Below are 20374 nucleotides of genomic sequence, written 5' to 3' on the forward strand. Positions count from 1 at the left end.
ACGGTGTATCAGTCGGTACCGGTGAGATTACTCAGCCGTGCCGTCCGCGCGGAAAAGAGGTAGCAATTGCCAGCCGAGACCGGTGACCGCCGCCAGCACGGTGACGGCACCGGCGACCTTGACGACGCGACGGCGACACCCGCCGCCCAGAGCGGTGTACCGGTGACCGAACGCGGGCAGGCGAGTCCGGAAGGTGACCAGGCCGCGCCACCGGAACGTCATCCCTACGATCCCAGGGCGTGGGCGCTGTGGCAGCGGCCGAAGCGATTCATCGCGTTCCTTTTCGCGATGGAGGTCGTCGGAATCGCGATCATGGTCGTCGCGACGATGAATTCCACGAATCCGGGAAGAACTGACTGGGTTCGTTTCGCCATTCTCGCGGTCGGCGCCACGGCACATATTCAGCTCACCCAGCGACAAGAGGAAAGGCGGCGCGATCGGAGCCGCACCGTCCTCATCGACCTCACCGCGGTATGGACATTTCCCGCCGCGGTGATCCTGCCGCTTTCGCTCACGCTTTCCATCATCGCGATCGTCCGGATCCAGCATTGGTTCATCGCCCGCCGTCCCGCGCACAACTTCGTGTTCTCGTCGGTCACCCACGGCGTTTCGGTGACACTGGCATCGCTCACCTTCGCGGCGTTCGGGCCGCATGAATGGGGACGGATCTCCGGCTGGGACACCCTCGGCGAGTTCGGTGTCCTGATCGTCACCGGAATGGTCTTCGAAGCGGTGCAGATCGCCTACATCGGCGGCATCCTCGCGCTCGGCTCGCCGAAGCGGCCGTCGATCTCCACAGTGCTCGGCAACGCGGCGGACAACCTGCTGGAGGCCATCACGATCGGCCTCGGCGCGGTCACCGCGGTACTGCTGTTGATCATGCCACCGATGGTGATCGTGATGGCCGTGGTGACGGTGGTGTTCAATCGCCTCGCCGAGATCGACCAACTGCAAAACGACGCGCGGACGGACCCGAAAACCGGTGTTCTCAACATGCGCGGATGGTCGGAGTCGGCCGATCGGGCGCTCGGACGGACTGCCCGATCGGACGACAACCTGGCCCTTCTGATGATTGATCTCGACCACTTCAAGTGGATTAACGACACATATGGACATCCGGCGGGCGACGACGTCCTCCGCGATGTGGCGCGGAAATTGGACGAGGTCACCCGGCCCGCCGACGTCATCGGCCGCTTCGGCGGTGAGGAATTCCTCGTACTCCTGCCGGATATCGACGAAACGGCGGCCAAACTCGCCGCCGAGCGAGTGCGCAGTGCTATCGCCGAACTGCATATAGTGACTACCGACAAAAGGGGCAGCCGGGTGACCATCTCGGGCCGCACCGCCTCGATCGGGGCAGCCTTGTTCCCTCGTCACGGTGAATCCCTGGAGGAACTCCTGCACGCCTCCGACGCCGCCGTCTACGTGGCCAAGGAGAACGGCCGCAACCAGGTGCGCTTCGCCCAGGACGTGGACCGGCCCACCCCTCCGCCACCCACCGACGAGGGCTGAAAGCGTCCTTCACCTCATCCCAAGTGGTGAAAGGGCCCTTCGCCGCGTCGCATGCGGGTATAGCGTCCTTCAGCCCCTGGTCACCCATCCGGGGGCGACTCGGGGGTTATCCGGATGTCGGCCTTGATCGGCGGATGGCACCCTGGACGCCATGCCAGCGACAGCCGAAGCCGCCGCTCGTCCTGCCCGGATCCGGCGGCCGTGGTCGACTTCGGGCTGGTTGCTGCTGGTCACCGTGCTGGTGTTCGGCTTCGGGCTGATCGCGTCACGGCCCGCCTCGCCGCCGGACCAGGGGCCACCGACGGGAGACATCCTCGCCGCGCAGAACGCGGTCGACGCGCTGGTGCGGCCGGGCCCGGTCGAGAACGCGATCGCCGCACTGCCCGCCGACTTCACCGCGGTCAGCGGGATCACCCCGGGGGTGATGACGGCACGCGACGGCACCGTGCGCGCCGTCCACACCGACGGTGGATGCTCGGCGCCCTGGGGCGACGACAACACCAAGTGGGACTACGCGGTCCCCTGCAAGGCGCACGACCTGGGCTACGACATCCTCCGCTACGCCGAACGCAAGGGGCACCCGCTCGGTCAGGAGGCCAGGGCCTCGCTCGACGACCGGCTCTCGGCGGACATGCACAACGCCTGCGTCCTCAACCCGATGGACTCGCGCGGCACCTGCGACGTCGTCGCCTCCCTCTATACGGCCGGTCTCGTGCTCAACTCCTGGCATCAGCGCTGGGGGCCGCCGGTCGGCGACCCGCTCGGCCCGATGATCGTCGGCGTGCTGGTGATCGGCGCCCTGCTGGTGTTCCGGCTGCGCGGCTGGGTTCGCAACCGCCGGGCAGCCGTCACGCTCCCGGCCGAGCCGCGGCCGGTCGTCCCGGTCGGCCGGTGGGCGTTGCTCGGGGTCACCGGTGTCGTCCTCATGCTGCTCGGCGAATCCGCCGTCGCGCTCGCGCACTGGGCGGGGGCGCCGGAGCGGTCGTTGTGGCCGTTCACCTGGCTCGCCCAGCTCTGCCCGCTCATCTTCTTCGCGGTCGGCCGGATCAACGAGGCCGGCTGGCGGTCGATCCGCGCGACCGGCGGCCGCTACCCGCAGTACCTCGCCGACCGCGCGAGCCCGTTGCTGCGCCCGGCGCTGATCTTCGCTGTCGTCGCGCTGGTCGTGCCCCTCGCGCTGGAGGTACTGGGGATCCCGACGGGCACGAACGCCACCGTCATGCGGATCGCGCTGCATCCGCTCTGGCTGCTCGGGGTCTTCCTGCTGACCGTCGTCCTCGCCCCGGCGCTGCTGACTCTGTATCGCCGGACGCGGACCGCCTCCGTCGCCGGGCTACTGGCCTTGACCTTGGCGAGCGAGGCCGCCGCGCAGTGGTCCGGTTCGGCCGTCCCGCGCTACGCGGAGACGTTGTTCCTCGCCCTGTTCGTCCAGCAACTGGCGTTCGCCCACGCCGACGGCGTCCGCCTGCCGCGTGCCGCCCTCGTGGTGACGGCGTTCACCGGCGCGGCCGGGCTGGGTCTCGCGGTCGCCGTCCGCGGCGAAGGGCCGATGCTGCTCGGCGGGCCCGGCGCCCCGGCGGCCCTGTCGGGTCCGCCGTGGGGAGTGCTCTTGCTCGGCCTGGTGCAGCTCGCGCTCCTCGGCCTGCTCGCGCGGCCGCTGGCCCGGCTCGGCGGCCGTCCCGCGGTCGCCGCCACCGCCCGCCTCGTGCTGCGCGCCCCGATGAGCCTGTACCTCGGCTTCCTGTCCGCGATGCTGCTGCTCGTGGCGGTCGTCTACCTGCCGGGGCCGTTCGTGGACGGGCTCAGCTGGCTGGCGCGCCCGAGGGTCCTGCTCGCGATGGCGCTGCTGGCCGTGCCCGCCGTGCTCGTCTTCTGGTGGTTCGAGCGGCATTCGGGGCCGCAACAGCGGACGGTCGACGAGCCGGGCCTGCGGGCCACGGTCTTCTGCCGCGCGGCGGCCACGGTCGGGATGGCGTACGCGATGCTCGGCGTGTTCGGGTTCGCCCTGACCCGTTTCGGTGGCGCGTCCGCCGACGCCGACCTCCTCGGGATTCGGTTCGGCCCGGTCCAGAGCCTGGTCAACCTGCTGCTCGGGGTGTACCTGCTGCACACCGTGCGGAACGGCACCAGCCGGATGACCGGGACCTGGCTCGTCTGCGCGGTCGCGTGCGCGCCGCCCTTGATGACCGCCCTCGATGGGAAGCAGGTGAGCGCCGCGTCCGTCGCCCTGCCGGTCGCGACGATCGTCGTCGCGATGCTCGCGGCGGCCGCCACACTGGTCCCGGCCCGCGCGGCCCGGCGTGTCCTCCCCTGATCCATACGGCGCTGACCAGGCATTCTCCGTACCATTACGAGGAAACCGGTGGTGCGTGCCACATCTTCGGGGGGATGTGTAATCCTGCGACAACCCGCAACAGGCACCATGCGTCCCTTGAAGAGACCGTCGAACCGGTAACGACCAGAAGGAGCAGACCGCGTGGAGTACCCGCCTCGGAATGGGCATGGGGATCGACGTCCCGCCCGGCCTAGGCAGGACGCGCCCGGACGCGTTCCTTCCCGACCGGCCCCGCCCCGGGGTGCCCGCCCGGCGCCCGCCCGTCAGGCCGCGGGCATGCCGCCCCGGCGCCCGGCACCGCGCCGGCGGTCGTTCCGCGGCCCCAAGATCGCTCTCGGGCTGGTCTCGCTGCTGGTGATGGGCCTGACCGGGTACGCGTGGGCCGCGATGGACGGCCTGACCTTCGCGAACGTCGGCATCGGCGCGGACGAAGGCGAGAAGCCCGCCGACGGCGCCCGCGACATCCTGCTCGTCGGTCTCGACAGCCGCACGGACGCGCAGGGCAACCCGCTGTCGAAGGAAGTGCTGGCCCAGCTGCGCGCCGGGCAGGCCGACGGCGAGCTGAACACCGACTCGCTGATCTTCGTGCACATCCCGAACGACGGCTCCAAGGCCGTCGCGATCTCGCTGCCGCGCGACTCCTACGTCGACATCCCCGGCGGCTACGGGAAGCACAAGATCAACTCGGCCTACGCCCGCGCGATGCTCGACGAGCGCAAGAAGCAGCAGGAGAACGGCGTCTCCGACCCGAAGGAACTCGACCAGAAGGCCAACGAGGCCGGGGCGAAGACCCTGATCAAGACGGTCGAGCAGCTGACCGGCTCGACCATCGACAACTACGCCGCCATCAACCTGCTGGGCTTCAGCGAGATCACGCAGGCCATCGGCGGGGTCGACGTCTGCCTCAACAACGACGTCAACGACCAGTTCTCCGGCGCGAAGTTCACCAAGGGCCCGCACACCATCTCCGGCGTCGAGGCGCTCGGCTTCGTCCGGCAGCGGCACGGGCTGCCGCGCGGCGACCTCGACCGCGTCGTCCGGCAGCAGGTGTTCATGGCCGGGATGGCGCGGAAGGTGCTGTCGGCGGGCACGCTCGCGAACCCCGGCAAGCTCAACGACCTGATCACGGCCATCAAGAAGTCGGTCGTGCTCAACCAGAACTGGGACGTCTTCGGCTTCGCGCAGCAGATGAAGAGCCTGACCGGCGGCCAGCTCGAGTTCCGGACGATCCCGATCGTCAACATCGAGTACAAGACCCCGAACGACGGCGTCGCCATCCAGGTCGACCCGAAGCAGGTGAAGAACTTCGTCCAGGGGCTCGCGGGCCCGCAGCCGGGCGAACAGCAGCAAGCTCCGCCCGCCGAGTCGCCCAACAAGGCGACCACGGTCGACGTCCGCAACTCGACGAACCGCGACGGGCTGGCCTCGTCGGTGCTGAAGCAGCTCGTCGACAAGGGCTTCACCGCGGGCGACACGGCCACCGCGAGCGCGCGCAAGAAGACGGTGGTCTGGGTCGCCAAGGGCGAGAAGGCGGCGGGCCAGGCGGTCGCCGACGCGCTCGGCGGCAACCCGACCGTCCAGGAGGACAAGAGCGTCGAGGCCGGGCACGTGATGGTCTTCCTCGGCTCGGACTTCAAGGCGCCGAGCGGCGCCGAGGGCTCCGGCTCCTCGCAGAACGCCGCCGGTTCGTCGGCCGCCGCACCCCCGCCCGAGCAGTCCGACGAGAAGCCGATCACCGCCGAAGGCGTGCCCTGCGTCAACTGACGCGCTCCTACTCCGGCGGCGCCACCTCGGGAACGTGTCGTACACCACTGACGCCCCCTGAGGCCCACCGAAACACCCTGTCCACACCCCATTCCTTCACCCATTCGGCCCAGCGAGCCAAAATCGACAGGAAAACCACCCCCGAAATCGCGTAAGAGCGACGGCCCCGCCGACTTTCATACACGTGAGCGCGCTCGTCCCCGGTTTTGTCACACGGGGCGAGCGGTGGAGAAGGTTGGCAAGGCAGGGGATGGGGAGTGCTGATCGACGCTGAGAGCTATCAGCGGATACTCGGAGACGAGCTCCGCAAGCTCCGCCGCAAACGTGGCTGGACACGCAAGGAACTGAACCAGCATCTGCAAAGCGAGATCTCGCTCCAGACGCTGGCCACCTACGAGCTGGGCACCCGGCACTGTTCCGTGGTGCGACTGGTCGAACTGTGCGTCGCGATGGACGAGCTGCCACAGGACCTGCTGGCCAAGGTGCATCGCCGGGTGTTCGTGGACGAACCGGGCCGGGTCCGGGTCGACCTGCGCCAGGTGATCAAGGACGAGCAAGAAGAACTGCTCCCGCTGCGGCGGTGGGCGAACGACCGGCTCAAACGGTCGAGCGACAACGGCTCCGCCGAGGTCCATCTCGACCTCGCGGCACTGGAACGGATGGCCGAACTCTGCGGCATCCCCACCGTCGATCTCATCGGAAGGCTTCGCCGGCTCAACCCCTCATGAGCGCGGCATTCCCCGGGTCCGTGAAGGCCATGCCCCCCATCTTGGCTTTCACGGACCCTTCCCCTCTTCGCGTGAAGGCCCCCTTCCCTCGGCTGAGCCGAGGGAAGGTGAAGCTGCGCACCTTGCTGGCGAAGGTGCNCCCGCCGTCGGTTTCTTCATCCCGGCGAGCAGATGCAGCAGCGTGGTCTTCCCTCGGCTGAGCCGAGGGAAGGGGGCCTTCACGCGCGTTCCGGCTCAGCCGAGGAGTTCGTAGTCCTCGCGGCGCACCTTGCGGGTGTCGAGCCAGTACCGCCAGGTGAAGCCCGGCCAGATCGTGCGGTTGACGCCCTTCGCGTCGAGGTACCAGCTCTTGCAGCCGCCCTGGGTCCAGATGCCCTTGGCGAGTTTGCGCTGGATCTCGCCGTTGAAGCGCTCCTGCGCCTCCGGCCGCGGGTCGAGCGCCTTGCCACGCGCGAGCCGCAGCGCCTGCGCGACGTACGAGATCTGCGCTTCGATCATGAACACCACGGAGTTGTGCCCCAGCCCGGTGTTCGGGCCGAGCAGGAAGAACAGGTTCGGGAAGCCGGACACCGTGATGCCCTGATACGTCCGCATCCCCTCGGTCGCCCACTCCTTGCCGAGGTTGCGCCCGTCGCGGCCGATGATCTCCAGGTCGTCGAAGGCGTCGGTGACGTGGAATCCGGTGCCGTAGATGATCGCGTCGACCTCGTGCTCGACACCGGCGCCGTCGACGACGCTGTGCTCGCGGACCTCCTTCACGCCGTCGGTGACGACGTCGACGTTGTCCCGCGCGAGCGCCGGGTAGTAGTCGTTGGAGACCAGGACCCGCTTGCATCCCATGGTGTAGTCCGGCGTCAGCTTCCGGCGCAGCTCCGGGTCCTTGACGCTCTTGTGGATGTTGCGCTTCGCGATGCGCTGGCCGATCTTCATCACCCACGGCTGCCCATTGAAGCCGATCGCGCGGGCTTCGAGGCCCCAGTAGAGGACATTGCGGAAGGCACGCTGCAGCAGCGGCACCGAGCTGAACGTCTTCCGGAGGGCTTCCGGCATCTCGCGGTCCGGCTTCGGCATGATCCACGGCGGCGTCCGCTGGAAGAGCGTCAGCTCGGCGACGTCCTTGGCGATCCGAGGCACGAACTGGATCGCGCTCGCGCCGGTGCCGACCACGGCGACGCGTTTGCCGGTGAGGTCGTAGTCGTGTTCCCACTGCGCCGAGTGGAAGGCGCGGCCCTTGAAGCGCTCGATACCGGGCAGCTTTGGAATCTGCGGCAGGTGCAGCGCGCCGACCCCGGCGACCAGCGCGGGAGCGACGAATTCGTCCCCCGACTTCGAGGCGACGTGCCAGCGGTTCTCGTCCGCGTCCCAGCGGGCGCCGGTCATCTCCTGGCCGAAGCGGATGAAGCGGTGCAGGTCGTACTTCGCGGCGACGTCGCGCATGTACTGCCAGATCTCCGGCTGCGGCGAGTACGCGCGGGACCAGCCGGGGTTCTGCTCGAACGAGAACGAGTACATATGCGAGGGGATGTCGCAGGCGCAGCCGGGGTAGGTGTTGTCCCGCCACGTGCCGCCCACGTCGTCGGCCTTCTCCAGGATGACGAAGTCCTCGCGGCCCTCTTTGCGCAGCTGAATGGCCATGCCCAGCCCGGAGAAGCCGGTCCCGACGATGACGACACCGGTCTCGGTGCGGTTGCCCATGACCCCGGCCTCTCGTTCGTTTTACCTGTTACCGGGAGTTCACCTTACTCGAAGTAGGTTACCTTCGGTAGAGTGTTGTGGTGACGACGGCGAAGCGCAAACGCATGCCACGAGCAGAGCGGATGCGGCAGATGATCGAAATCGCCGAAGAGGTCTTCGCCGAACGCGGCTACAGCGCGGCCTCGATGGACGACATCGCGGAACGCGTCGGGGTCTCCAAGCCGATGCTCTACGAGTACTTCAACTCGAAAGAGGGGCTGCTGCTGGCCTGCATCCAGCAGTCGCGGGCGGCGCTGCGCGAGGTCACCGAACGGGCGACCGTCGGCGCGACGTCCGCCGAGGACGCGCTGCGGCGCGGACTGCTCGCCTTCTTCGTCTTCATCCGGGAACGACGGCAGGCCTGGTCGCTGCTCCGCCACGAGATGGCACTGATCGGGACCGGCGCCGCCGACGAGATCGAGCAGACCCGGCGCCAGCAGACCGACCTGATCGCCGCACTGATGGGTGACTACTTCGACGCGGGAGACGACCTCCGCGCCGAGGCGTCCGCGGAGTTCGTCGTCGGCGCGTGCGAGCGGCTCGCGATCTGGTGCGAACGACACGAGGACGTCAGCCCCGAAACCGCGACCGGATACGCCATGGATGTCCTCTGGTCAGGCCTGTCCGCGCGGGCCCGCTGAAACGACTGTGAAGATGCTCGTGCATTAGGCCATTCGGTCGTCACTCAGAGCACATTGCCGCCAGTGTCTTGTGACACAGAGTTGTCCTACTGTATCGATGACACTGTAGAAAGTCTGATGGACAGTCGCGGCCTCCGTCAGGAGGGGGCGCCACCACCCGAAAGTGGCGTCATGACGGCGGCGTGACGAAGTCCATTGAGTGACGCTTGCTCGCGAGGAGAGGGGTGAGGCGGATGACCGAACCGATCACCGCGTCGTACGTCCAGGAGGACGACGACTGGAAGATAACGGTCAGCGGCTCCGGCAAGGAACTGACCGGTCGTGCGCCGGGCATCATCGCGGCACGGGACCGGGCCGACCAGCTGGTCGAGAAACTGTCCCCGCCGGAACATTCGACGGTGGTGCACCTGCTCAACGGCAGCGCGCTCGAGTTCACCGCCGCCTACATGACGGCGAGGCTCACGCTTCCGGAGATCGAACCACTCGAGGTTCCTCCGCCGGCGAACGGCAAAGCCAAGGAGAAGACCGGCGGCAAGCCCCCGGTGCCGCAGGGCAAGGAACTCCCGAAGGCCGTCGACGAGGCGAAGTCCAAGGAGAAGTCCGAGCCTGCCAAGACACCCGCCAAGGCGGCTCAGACCTCCTGAGACCTACTTCAGGAGTTTGCGGATCAGCAGCACGCCGATCAGCACCGCCCCGCCGATGAGCGGGTACTTCACCTTGGGCTCGTCCAGCTTCGCGCGCAGACCGGTCTTCGCGGAATCCACCAGCTTCGCGGGGTTCGCCTTCGTGCCCAGCTGGTCGAGCGTGGCGACCAGCGCGTTCCTGGCCTGCTCGATCTCACGCTCGATGGTCTCGGGATCGCGAGCCACGTGTCCTCCTCGCCGCGACGGACTTGCTGGAAGCCCACGTTAGAGGACACCTCCCCTCGCCGTGGCACCGGCCACGCCGAGAAACGCCGATCGTGTCGCACGCTACGATTTCGGGGCAGTGCTGGGGCCCGTAGCCCAATTGGCAGAGGCACACGGTTTAGGTCCGTGCCAGTGAGAGTTCGAGTCTCTCCGGGCCCACTCAACCTCACTCCCTCGCGAGCGGCCGAGGACGGTTCCAAGCGTCGTCACCACTCACGAGCTTCAACGCCGCCACGCCTTGATGAGCTCATCCGGACCGAAAGTCGCAGCCAGCGGCAGACCTTCTTCAACACCCGCGCGAGAGACGGCAATCAGCGGAGTGGTGTGGTCGCGCCCTGGGATCGACATGGATCCGGCGATGAGGTTCTCCAGCTCGCGCTTCCCGAAGAAGTCGTTTTCCAGCCACTTGATGGATCCGGTGAACGCGATGCGGGTCGCCGCGGGTCGCTCACGATCGGCGCCGACCAGGTCGATCTCCGGGTTGTTCTGCCGGTTCCACCAACCGCCGACGAACTCGGCTCCAGGGAGCCGCTCGTCAGGCAACAGCCGGGCAAGCGCGGTACGAACGACCGGCTCGACGGCTCGGCCACGCCAAGAGGTCCATGATCGCTCGATCCGCGCGGCCACCAGATCGCCGCGGCCACGTTCGACCTCGGCGATTCCCCGCTGCAAGAAGGTGAGCCAGAACCGCAGGTACGAGTCTTCGATCCGGTAGCGCTTGTTCTTGGTGTCGGGGCGAACGGCCAAGGGGGTGTCGACGGCGACGATGCGTTTGGCCGTCAGCACGCTGAGGATCGGCGCGAGAGTGCCTGAAGGGATCGGATCGCCGGCGCCGATCCGGTTGGCGATCGTGCTGAACGTGCGTTCGCCGGTTCCGATCGCCTCCAAGGCCGAGCGGCTGTGTGACGGCTCGGGAACTTCGCCGAGCAGGGAAAGCTCGCCGGCCATCAACAAGGGCGAGAGCGGGTCCGCGAGCTGGTCGCGCAAGAACGCCACTCGATCGGTGGCCGGTTTCCAGCGTTGGACGATCTCGGGAAAACCCCCGGTGATCAGAAAGGCGTCGATCGCCTCAGCCGAATCGAGCGCGGTCATCTCCTGGACGTCACCAGGATCGAGGGGGCGGACGAGCATGCGGGCGGCACGGCCGTGGAACGGGCGGCCATACTCCTGGAGGGCCTCCATCGTCGACAGATCACTGCCGACGAGCAGCAAAAGCACCGGCTTCGCGGACAGGTACCGATCCCATACGGTCTGAAGGGCGCCTTCGAACTCACTGTCCTGCTCGACAAGCCAGGGCACCTCATCGAGGACGACGATGCTCGGCTCGTGCTCGGGAACGGCGACCGCCAGGCCACGCAAGGCCTGGTTCCAATCGGCACCGGTCGCGCCGGCGACGAGATCCGCGCCAGGCAGTCCGGACTGGGCGAGCGCGGCGGCGAAGTCGACGCGCTCGGCCGCCGGATTACGTCCACGAGAGGCTTGAAACACGACGTACGGCACGCCCGAGCGGTCGCAGAACTCTTGGACCAGCCGCGACTTCCCCACTCGACGACGGCCGGTGACGATTACGGCCTGCCCAGGAGTGGTGGCGAGCGCGTCACGGACCACCCGCAGCTGCCTGTCCAGCAGAGCGAGATCGGTCGTACGTCCTTGAAACCTCATGAAACCTTGACCTCATCTAAGTATGATCGAATCTTACTTAGATTGAATCTTACTTCACTGTGAGCAACTGAGCACCCGGTCGTAGACCAGCGCCATCTCCCCCAGTTCCCCGGCCTCCTGGTAAGCGAGCGCCCACTTCGACGCGGGCAGGCCGTCGACGAACAGCCGCTGCCCGCCGCCGGTGATCTCGGGGCAGATCATCAGGTACAGCCGGTCGATCAGGTCGTCCGCGAGCAGGGCCTTGATGACGCTGGCGCTGCTGTTGACCAGGATGTCGCCTTCCCCGTTCGCCTTCAGGCCGGCGATGACGTCGGCGACGGGGGCGTTCACGACGCGGGCGCGGTCCCAGGGCGCTTCGGTCAGTGTCGTGGAGAAGACGACCTTTTCGGCGTCCACCAGCCACTTCGCGTAGGCGCGGTCGCGCGGGTCGGCGTTCTCGTCGGCGGCGATGGTGGGCCAGAAGCCCAGGAATCCTTCGGCGTTCAGCCTGCCGAGCACCGCGGTGGTCGCCTTTTCGTGGATGCGGGCGAGGTGGGCACGGGCGACGTCGGTCGTGGCGTACGAGACGATCGCGCCCATGTCGCCCGGTCCGCCGGGGCCGCTGTAGTGGCCGTCGAGGGTGAGGCTGATGTTCGCGGTGACGCGGCGGCCGGTCGGGTTCGTCATGTCGTTCAGTCCTTTTCGTGAGTGAGCCGAGCTGCGAGGTTGTCGAGCACCTGACCCCAGCCGGTTTCGATCCCGGCGATGAAGGGGACCGCCTCGACGGCCGTTTCGGTGATGCGCAGATCGAGCCGGAGCCGGGTCCCGCCCGGCGCCTCGGCGAACTTCACGTCGTAGTGACCGGTGAAGAAGACGTCCCCCTTGGCGTCCAGTACCGAGAGGCCGAATTCGAGGTGTTCGGGTTCGGTCGCGGCGCGGACCTCGCCCGCGGAGCGGTATCGCCCTTCCGCGTCGCGGTAGTCGAGTACGGCCCGGCCCCCGGCCCGCGGCTCGATGACGCAGTCGGTGACGGTCATCGAAGGCGGCGCCCACCAGGACGCGAGCAGCGCGGGCTCGATCCAATGCCGCCAGACTGCGTCCGGCGAAGCGGCGAGCAGACGGTCGAACGAGAACGCCCGCCCGTCCGCCCACCGGTCCTGCTTCGCGGAGGCGGCGTCCGCGGAGATCGCGGCCTGATAGCGCGTGAGGACGTCTCGCTCGCCCTCGTTCGCCTCGATGGTCGCGATCAGCGTCCGCAGCCGCTCATCGAAGTCCTTCAGCGGGCCCGCTTCGGCCGCGTAGACCCGGCGCTGCCCCAGCGGGAAAACCGTCACGAGGCCGGCGCGGGCGAGGGTCTGCAGGTGCTTGGTGGTCTGCGGCTGCCGCAGACCGGTCAGCTCGGCGAGCTCACCGACGGACCGGGGCCGCTCGGCGAGAAGCTCGACGATGCGCCGCCTCGCCCCGTCTCCCAGTGCTGCTGCGATCTGCTCCATGCCGGAAGTATTCATGCAGTCGAATATTCTTGTCAAGGAATATCTTCGCGATGGAACTCCAGCAGGCTTCGCTCCTCGGTCAGCGTGGTGATGGAGTCGAAGACCAGTCCGTGCGCGGCGGCGAGCTCGCGAAGTTCGTCGAGGCGCCGCTCGCGGCCGCCGTAGAGCACGAGCATCACCAGGTCCCACTCGGTCTGCGCCCCGATCCCGCCGACCGCCTCGATGACGAGGACCCGGCCTCCGGGCTCGGCCGCCTCGGCACAGCGGGCCAGGATGTGCTGGGCGTGCTCGTCGTCCCAGTCGTGGAGGATGTCGGAGAGCAGGTAGGCGTCCGCGCCGGCCGGGAGCGGGTCGAAGAAGCTGCCCGCGGTGACCTCGACGCGGTCTTCGAGGCCCTGCGCGCGCAGTTCCTGTTCCGCGGCCGTCGCGGTCGGCGCGAGGTCGACGAGATGGCCGCGCATCGAGGGGTTGGCCTTCAGGATCGCGGCGAGCAGGCTGCCGTGACCCCCGCCGACGTCGACGAGCGTGCCGAACCGGGACCAGTCGAACCCGGAGACGAACCTCGGCACCTGCGTCAGGAACCGCTGGGTCATCTGCCGGTCGAACGTCTCCCGGAGATGGGGCTGCTCGGCGAGATCGGTCCAGAAGTCCTTGCCGTAGCGGCGGACGTACCCCGCCTGACCGGTGGCGATGCTGTGCGCGAGTTCGACGAACGCCAGCTCGCCCCGCCCGCCGGCGGCGTTCATGTCCAGGAGCCCGGCCAGACCGTTTCCGGCGTCGGCGCGGAGTTTCGCTCCATAGTCGGTGGTGCGGTAGCCGGTCGGAGTCGCCTCGACGACGCCGAGGGTCGCGAGATGTCCGAGCAACAGGCCGAGAGCGAGCGGAGATTGGCCCAGCTCCGCCGCCAGATCGTCGACGGCCGCGCCTTGCCCGGACAACCTGTCCGGTAGTCCCAAGGTCACGGCGACCCGCAACGCCATCGGCGTCGCGAGCCCGGTCAGCCGGAGGAATTCCTGTCTGTCCTTGTCATGGGTGGTCACGACTGTCCACTGTGGCAGCGCGGTCAAGCGAGTTACGGCACCAGCGTGCGCCCCGTGAGGTCCGCGTTCTCCACGGCCTCGACGTAGCTCCGCGCGACGTCGGCCGCCGGGGTGCCGCCTTCCGGTTCGCCGAGTGCGGCGAGGGTTTCCCTCACCCAGCCGGGGCTGACGGCGTTGACCCGGAGACCGCGGGGCAGCTCGCGGGCTGCCGCGGCGATGAACGCTTCGAGACCGGCGTTGGTCAGGACTCCGAAAGCGCTGCCGCGCAACGTCTCGGGGATCCGGCCGGCGGTCAGGGTGATCGAGCCGCCGTCCGGCAGACGCGGGATCGCGCGCCGCAGCAGTAATACCTGCCCCAGCAGTTTTCCTTGCAGCCCTTGGGTGAACTCTTCGTCGGTGCCGTCGTCGACCGGCACCAGCGAGCCGCTCCCCGCACAGCATACGACGTGCTCGATCCCCGGCTCGGCGGCGAAGAGCGCGTCGAACGTGGCGGGCTGCTCGACGTCCACCTTGATCTCACCGGAGCGGGACGCGGGGAGCACGGTGTGGCCGCGCGCGGTGAGCGCTTCGGTGACCGCGGTCCCGATCGTCCCGGTGGCACCGACCACGAGGATCTTCATCGGCGTATTTCCCTTCAAGGTCGCGTGAGAGGTTCGGATTCGTAAGCCTGGCGCAGCGCCGCGACGAACGCCGGGGCGGAGGGCAGCGGCGCCGCACCGATCCGGCGCACCGCGATCCCCGGCGTCCACGAGTTCATGACCACCGCGCCGCCGAGGCCCGGCAGGTCCGCGAGCGTGACCTCCTGGATCCGTTGCGGCACGCCGAGTGCGCCCAGCCGCCGCTGGACGATGCCCATCGTCGTTCCCCGTAGCAGGCCGGCGTCGGGCCACACCACCGTATCGCCGTCCCAGAACGCGAGGTTCCAGATCGTCGCCTCGCTCAGCCTTCCCCGGCGGTCGACGAACGCCGCGTCGTCGAATCCTTCGCCGATGGCCTGCCGCCGGAAGTACGTCTTCGCCATCTCGCCGGTGTGCTTGATGGCCGGGAGGACGCGCTCGTGGTCCACGGCCGTCAGCGCCAGCGGCCCCGCCGGACCGGACGCCGGCGGCCGGGTGCGCACCAGGACTTCGAGGTCCCCCGGCTGGTGGATCGTCACGGTGAGGGAGACATCGGCCGGGCCGGGCTCCAGCGCCTCGCGCACGTACGAACGGATCCGGTCGTCGGGCAGGGCGTCGCCGAACAGCTCCAGCGAGGCGGTCCGGAGCCGGTCCAGGTGCAGGTCGAGACCGCGCACGCGGCCGTCACGCACCTGCATGGCCGTGAAGTGCGCGAAACCGGCGAAGGCGAGCGGCGCCAGCTCTTCGGCGGTCGCCGTCCGGCCGTTCAGCCGCGCGACATGAGGAGTCATGCCCGCACGGTAAACCGGTTGCGGCCGCCCTGTCCCGGAGGAAGGATCCCGCGGGTGTCCGCATCGCGTACCGAACTGTCGCGCTGGCAGTTCGATCTGACCTGGTCGTTGTTCGAATACCACCTCGCCGACCTCGAACCGGCGGACTTCCGTTGGGAGCCGTCGGCGCTTTGCTGGACGATCCGGCCGGACGGCACTCCCGACTGGGCCGACACCGAACCCGACCCCATCCCGGTCCCCACGATCGCCTGGCTCACCTGGCATATCGGCTGGTGGTGGAGTGTCGCGCTGGATCACGCGAACGGGCGGACTCCGCGCGAGCGCGAGGAGATCACCTGGCCCGGTGAAGAATCCACCGTCGAATGGCTGCGCGGGCTTCACGAAGAATGGCTGGCCGTCTTGGATCGCTTGACCGACGCCGACCTCGAAGCGCCCTCCGCCTATCCGTGGGGCGAGGAGGCCGGGCTGACCTTCGCCCACACTGTCGCCTGGGTGAACTCCGAACTGATGAAGAACGTATCCGAGATCGGACAGCTCAGGTTGCTGCGGCGCAGCTCGGTGTGATGCCGGGGATGGACTTCAGCTCGCCAAGGAGCATCGAACTGACGGTGACCGGGTAGTCGTCGAGCGCGTACGCCGTCTCGGCGAGTTTCACCCGGACCGGCGTTCGTCCTTTGTGTGCCAGCAAAGTCCGCTTCAGTTCGAGGACCGCGTCCTCGGTCAGTCGCTGGGCGGTCGCGTGCAGGATCAGCGGCGGTTCCCCGTCGTCCGCCGCGGAAAGATCGAGCGGCACGAGACCGCCGCCGAACACGGACATCTTGTCCTCCCGCCAGTTCACCCGCCCGCTGACGCGGACGGCGTTGTCCTCGGCGAGATCCGCCGCGAACAGCGCATACGCCTTGGGGAAAGAACAGCACTTCGAGCGCCGCGTCGAGGTCCTCGATCGTGCAGATCGCCCACGGCTCGCCCTTCTTGTTCACCCGGCGCTCCAGGGATGTGATGAGCCCGGCGACGACCAGTTCCCCCTCGCGCGGCGGATTGTCGAGGATCGCCGCGATCGGGCGGGGCGCGTGACCGCGCAGAACGCGTTCCGCCCCGTCGAGCGGATGCGCCGACACGTATAAGCCGAGCATTTCCCGTTCGTGCGCGAGCAGTTCCCTGCGCGGCCACTCCTCGACGCCGAGCTTGAGGTGCGCGAGCGGAGAGGTGCCCTCGTCACTCTTCTCGCCTGGGCCGAAGAGGTCGAACTGGCCCATCGCCTGCTTGCGCTTCAACGGCACCACGGCGTCCACCGCCTCCTCGTGCGCCCTCAGTATCGACAGCCGGGTATGCCCGAGCGAGTCGAACGCACCCGCCTTGGCCAGGGACTCGATGATGCGTTTGTTGCAGGCCACCAGTTCCGACTTGTCGAGGAAGTCGGTGAACGACGCGTACTTCCCCTTCTCCCGCCGGGTCTTGATGATCGAGTCGGCGACATTCGCCCCGACGTTGCGCACCGCGCCCAGCCCGAACCGGATCGCGTCCCCCACCGCCGAGAACCGGAGCCCCGATTCGTTGACGTCCGGCGGCAGCACCTTGATTCCCAGCCGACGGCATTCCGAGAGGTAGACCGCCGACTTGTCCTTGTTGTCCCCCACCGAAGTCAGCAGGCCCGCCATGTACTCGGCGGGGTAGTTCGCCTTCAGATAAGCGGTCCAGTAGCCGACCAAGCCATAGCCGGCGGCGTGGGACTTGTTGAACGCGTAGCCGGCGAACGGCAGGATCGCGTCCCAGAGTGCCTGCACGGCCTCGCGCGAGAAGCCGTTGGCGACCATGCCGTCGCGGAAACCCTTGAACTCCTTCTCCAGTACCTCTTTCTTCTTCTTGCCCATCGCCTTGCGCAGCACGTCGGCCCGGCCCATGGAATATCCCGCGACGTCACGCGCGATCCGCATGATCTGTTCCTGGTACACGATCAGGCCGTGCGTCTCGGCCAGGATCTCGCGCAGCGGCCCGGCCAGTTCGGGATGGATCGACTCGATCGGCTGCCTGCCGTTCTTGCGGTCCGCGTAGTTGTTGTGCGTGTTCATCGCGATCGGACCCGGCCGGTACAACGCGTTCACCGCGATGATGTCGCCGAAACCGGTCGGCCTCAGCCTGCGCAGCAGATCCCGCATCGCGCCGCCGTCGAGCTGGAAGACGCCGAGACTGTCTCCGCGGGCGAGCAGTTCGTAGGTCGCCGGATCGTCGACGCCGAGCGTGTCGAGGTCGATCTCCTCGCCGCGGTTGGCCTTGATGTCGTCGAGCGCGTCACCGATGACGGTGAGGTTCCGCAGGCCGAGGAAGTCCATCTTCAGCAGGCCGATGGCCTCGCACGACGGGTAGTCCCAGCCGGTGATGACCGCGCCGTCGTCCCGCCGCCACAACGGGATCGCGTCGAGCAGCGGTTCACTCGACATGATGACGGCGCAGGCGTGGACGCCGGCGTTGCGGATCAGGCCTTCGAGCCCGCGCGCGGTCTCGAAGATCTTGGCCGCCTCGCCGTCGCCTTCCAGCAGCGCGCGGACCTCCGCCGCCTCGGCGTACCGCTCGTGGTCCGGCTCGACGATCCCGGCGAGCGGGATGTCCTTCGCCGCGACGGGCGGCGGGAGCGCTTTGGAGATCCGGTCCGCGATCGCGTACCCACTCTGTCCATAGTGGACACGAGCGGAGTCCTTGATGGCCGCCTTCGTCTTGATGGTGCCGAAGGTGATCACCTGGGCGACGTGCTCGGCACCGTACTTTTCGGTGGCGTACCTGATCATCTCGCCGCGGCGCCGGTCGTCGAAGTCCATGTCGATATCCGGCATGGAGACCCGCTCGGGATTGAGGAACCGTTCGAAGAGCAGCCCGAGGTCGATCGGGTCCAGATTGGTGATGCCGAGCGCGTACGCCACGAGCGAGCCCGCCGCCGAACCGCGGCCGGGCCCGACCCGGATGCCGACGCGACGGGCGTGGTTCATCAGGTCGGCGGTGATCAGGAAGTACGCCGGGAAACCCTTGCCGGCGATCACACCGATCTCGAAGTCGGCGCGGGCGAGGTACGCCTCCGGGACCCCGTCCGGCAGACGGCGGCGAAGCCCTGCCGCGACCTCCTCGCGCAGCCAGGACTCCTCGTCGTGTCCGTCGGGAACCTCGAAGACCGGCATGCGGTCGACGTGCCGGTAGACGTCGTCGTAGGGCCGGATCCGTTCGGCGATGAGCAGCGTGGAATCCGCCGCTCCCGGCACTTCCGTGTCCCAGTACTCCCGCATCTCCTCCGCGGATTTGAGGTAGTAGCCGTCGCCGTCGAACTTGAACCGGCCGGGATCGTCGAGGGTCTTGCCGGACTGGACGCACAGCAACGCCGAATGCGCGGCCGCCTGATCCCGCGTGACGTAATGCGAATCGTTGGTGGCCAAGGGTTTCAGCCCGAGTCTGCGCCCGATGTCCAGCAGCCCGTCCCGCACGGACCGCTCGATCGGGAGGCCGTGGTCCATCAACTCGAGGAAGAAGTCGTCCGCGCCGAAGATGTCGCGGTAGTCCGACGCCGCCTGGATCGCCGCCTCCGGCTGGCCTAGCCTGAGCCTGGTCTGCACTTCGCCCGACGGGCATCCGGTGGTGGCGATGACGCCTTCGTGGTGCCGGGCGAGGAGTTCCCGGTCCATCCGGGGTTTGCGGTAGTAGCCCTCCAGGCTGGCCAGCGAAGACAGCTTGAACAGGTTCCGCAATCCGGTCGCGTTCTCCGCCAGCATGGTCAGGTGCGTGTAGGCGCCGCCACCGGAGACGTCGCCACCGTCGCCACGCCGTCCCCAGAACACCGGCTTCTTGTGGAAACGGGACTCCGGCGCGAGGTAGGCCTCGATGCCGATCACCGGTTTGAGCCCCGCCTGGACGGACTGCCGGTAGAACTCGTCCGCTCCGTACAGGTTCCCGTGGTCGGTCATGCCCACCGCGGGCATGCCGAGCCGCTGGGCCTCCGCGAACAGGGGCGCGATCTTGGCCGCGCCGTCGAGCATCGAGTACTCGGTATGAACGTGCAGGTGCACGAAGGAGTCCACCGGCCACTCCCCACGGTTGTACGATTCCGGTCCGACGCGGCGATTGGACCCAAGCCGTGCCGGTGTTGTCCAACAAGCGACACGCGGCCGTCGACAACCAGACGTTGTAAGGAGTGCGCAGTGGAGCTGGACCTGGGCGCGGTGCGCGCGTTCGTCGCGGTGGCCGACGACCGGTACTTCAGCGAGGCGGCGATCCGGCTGGAGGTCAGCCAGCAGGCGATCTCCAAACGCGTCGCGAAACTCGAGTCGGATCTCGGCGTGCGGCTGCTGTCGCGGACACGCGGCGGGGCCGAGCCGACCGAAGACGGCGAGGAGTTCCTCAAGCACGCCCGTGCGCTGATCAGCCTCGCGGACCAGGCCGTCGAGCGCCTTCACGGCAGGCGGCGGGCGCTGCGCGTCGACGTCCTCGGCACGCGGCTGGCGACCATGGAGGTCATCCGGGCCTTCCACGCCGAACACGACGACGAACTGGAGCTCGTCACGCCCGGCCTGGGCGCGGTACGCAGGTCCCTGCTGCCCGAGTCCGTCGATGCCGCCTTCGCCCGCGTCAGCACCGTGCCGTCCCCGGGGATCGACCGCACGCCCGCCTATCTGGAACCGGCGAACCTGCTGGTCGGACGGCGGCATCCGCTCGCACGGCGGCGCCGGGTCGCGATGGCGGAACTCGACGGCCTGACGGCGTGGATGCCCTACAACGCGCGGGCCAGCGAATGGGCGGAGTTCTGGCAGGAACTGTGCCCCGAGTTCGGCATCCTGGTCGACACCGACGGCCCGAATTTCGGGCTCGAACACCACATCGAGGTGCTGAGCGGGTCGAAGGACAGGCTGGGTTTCGTCGGCGCGAAGATGCACGTGCCCTGGCATCCGGACGTCGTCCAGATCCCGCTCGTCGACCCGACGCCGGTGTACCCGTTCTCCCTGCTGTGGCGGCTCGAGAACCGGCACCCCACGCTGCGGCTGCTGATCGAGCACGTCCGCTCCGCTTACCGGCCCTTCGATCCGGAGCGGCACTGGCTCCCGGCGTCGGATCGGGAGGCCATGAGCGCGGATCAGTGAGGGCGGCCGGAAGTCCGTGAAGGCCTCCTTGCCTACCCTGAGGGTAGGCAAGGAGA

At 68.3% G+C, this 20374-nt stretch carries 16 protein-coding genes, 1 tRNA gene and 1 pseudogene; 9 read left to right on the top strand and 9 right to left on the bottom strand.

Annotation, left to right across the window (positions count from 1 at the left end):
* Positions 1 to 66: 66 nt before the first annotated feature.
* The 4 genes from LCL61_RS34815 (at position 67) to LCL61_RS34830 (ending at position 6339) form a co-directional block, all read left to right on the top strand.
* Positions 67 to 1512, top strand: coding sequence for a GGDEF domain-containing protein (locus LCL61_RS34815; RefSeq protein WP_340683679.1), 1446 nt, complete (start codon positions 67 to 69; stop codon positions 1510 to 1512).
* A gap of 151 nt (positions 1513 to 1663) precedes the next feature.
* Entirely contained in the window at positions 1664 to 3826 is a 2163-nt protein-coding gene (locus LCL61_RS34820; RefSeq protein ID WP_340683680.1) for a phospholipase A2, read from the top strand.
* Between the two features lie 378 nt (positions 3827 to 4204).
* Positions 4205 to 5611, top strand: coding sequence for an LCP family protein (locus tag LCL61_RS34825; RefSeq protein WP_340688745.1), 1407 nt, complete (start codon positions 4205 to 4207; stop codon positions 5609 to 5611).
* Positions 5612 to 5868: 257 nt separating this feature from the next.
* The gene (locus tag LCL61_RS34830) at positions 5869 to 6339 is read left to right on the top strand and encodes a helix-turn-helix domain-containing protein (protein WP_340683681.1); all 471 of its coding nucleotides are present in this window, start codon (positions 5869 to 5871) and stop codon (positions 6337 to 6339) included.
* A 234-nt stretch (positions 6340 to 6573) separates the two neighbouring features.
* On the opposite strand, the gene LCL61_RS34835 is transcribed toward LCL61_RS34830, so the two are convergent.
* Positions 6574 to 8034, bottom strand: coding sequence for an NAD(P)/FAD-dependent oxidoreductase (locus tag LCL61_RS34835; RefSeq protein WP_340683682.1), 1461 nt, complete (start codon positions 8032 to 8034; stop codon positions 6574 to 6576).
* Positions 8035 to 8156: 122 nt separating this feature from the next.
* On the opposite strand from LCL61_RS34835, the gene LCL61_RS34840 reads away from it, so the two are divergent.
* Together LCL61_RS34840 and LCL61_RS34845 are read left to right on the top strand one after the other, a co-directional pair.
* The gene (locus LCL61_RS34840) at positions 8157 to 8714 is read left to right on the top strand and encodes a TetR/AcrR family transcriptional regulator (protein ID WP_192744090.1); all 558 of its coding nucleotides are present in this window, start codon (positions 8157 to 8159) and stop codon (positions 8712 to 8714) included.
* Between the two features lie 233 nt (positions 8715 to 8947).
* The gene (locus LCL61_RS34845) at positions 8948 to 9358 is read left to right on the top strand and encodes a hypothetical protein (protein WP_199745356.1); all 411 of its coding nucleotides are present in this window, start codon (positions 8948 to 8950) and stop codon (positions 9356 to 9358) included.
* A 3-nt stretch (positions 9359 to 9361) separates the two neighbouring features.
* Here LCL61_RS34845 and LCL61_RS34850 read toward each other — a convergent pair whose 3' ends face one another.
* Positions 9362 to 9583, bottom strand: coding sequence for a DUF3618 domain-containing protein (locus LCL61_RS34850; RefSeq protein WP_005165704.1), 222 nt, complete (start codon positions 9581 to 9583; stop codon positions 9362 to 9364).
* Between the two features lie 124 nt (positions 9584 to 9707).
* Between LCL61_RS34850 and LCL61_RS34855 the strand changes: the two genes are divergently transcribed.
* Positions 9708 to 9781 (top strand) — tRNA-Leu (locus LCL61_RS34855).
* Positions 9782 to 9844: 63 nt separating this feature from the next.
* On the opposite strand, the gene LCL61_RS34860 is transcribed toward LCL61_RS34855, so the two are convergent.
* The 6 genes from LCL61_RS34860 to LCL61_RS34885 are packed head-to-tail and all read right to left on the bottom strand — an operon-like array spanning position 9845 to position 15204.
* Positions 9845 to 11284: an ATP-binding protein gene (locus tag LCL61_RS34860; RefSeq protein ID WP_340683683.1), complete on the bottom strand. Its 1440-nt coding sequence runs from the start codon at positions 11282 to 11284 to the stop codon at positions 9845 to 9847.
* A gap of 54 nt (positions 11285 to 11338) precedes the next feature.
* Positions 11339 to 11950: a dihydrofolate reductase family protein gene (locus LCL61_RS34865; protein WP_340683684.1), complete on the bottom strand. Its 612-nt coding sequence runs from the start codon at positions 11948 to 11950 to the stop codon at positions 11339 to 11341.
* A gap of 5 nt (positions 11951 to 11955) precedes the next feature.
* Entirely contained in the window at positions 11956 to 12756 is an 801-nt protein-coding gene (locus LCL61_RS34870; RefSeq protein ID WP_340683685.1) for a metalloregulator ArsR/SmtB family transcription factor, read from the bottom strand.
* 32 nt (positions 12757 to 12788) lie between these two features.
* A complete protein-coding gene (locus LCL61_RS34875) occupies positions 12789 to 13796 on the bottom strand; it encodes a methyltransferase (RefSeq protein ID WP_340683686.1) in 1008 nt (335 codons plus the stop codon).
* Positions 13797 to 13828: 32 nt separating this feature from the next.
* The gene (locus LCL61_RS34880; protein WP_340683687.1) at positions 13829 to 14416 is read right to left on the bottom strand and encodes a short chain dehydrogenase; all 588 of its coding nucleotides are present in this window, start codon (positions 14414 to 14416) and stop codon (positions 13829 to 13831) included.
* 14 nt (positions 14417 to 14430) lie between these two features.
* The gene (locus LCL61_RS34885) at positions 14431 to 15204 is read right to left on the bottom strand and encodes an aminotransferase class IV family protein (RefSeq protein ID WP_340683688.1); all 774 of its coding nucleotides are present in this window, start codon (positions 15202 to 15204) and stop codon (positions 14431 to 14433) included.
* 54 nt (positions 15205 to 15258) lie between these two features.
* On the opposite strand from LCL61_RS34885, the gene LCL61_RS34890 reads away from it, so the two are divergent.
* Positions 15259 to 15768 (top strand): DinB family protein, encoded by a 510-nt coding sequence (locus LCL61_RS34890; protein ID WP_340683689.1) that lies wholly within the window; start codon positions 15259 to 15261, stop codon positions 15766 to 15768.
* On the opposite strand, the pseudogene dnaE reads toward LCL61_RS34890, so the two are convergent.
* A pseudogene (gene dnaE / locus LCL61_RS34895) lies at positions 15740 to 19220 on the bottom strand (DNA polymerase III subunit alpha). The gene LCL61_RS34890 and the pseudogene dnaE overlap by 29 nt on opposite strands.
* Positions 19221 to 19382: 162 nt before the next feature.
* Between dnaE and LCL61_RS34900 the strand changes: the two are divergent.
* Positions 19383 to 20318: a LysR family transcriptional regulator gene (locus tag LCL61_RS34900; protein WP_340683690.1), complete on the top strand. Its 936-nt coding sequence runs from the start codon at positions 19383 to 19385 to the stop codon at positions 20316 to 20318.
* Positions 20319 to 20374: the final 56 nt, after the last annotated feature.

The sequence above is a fragment of the Amycolatopsis coloradensis genome, from assembly GCF_037997115.1.
GTDB lineage: Bacteria > Actinomycetota > Actinomycetes > Mycobacteriales > Pseudonocardiaceae > Amycolatopsis > Amycolatopsis coloradensis_A.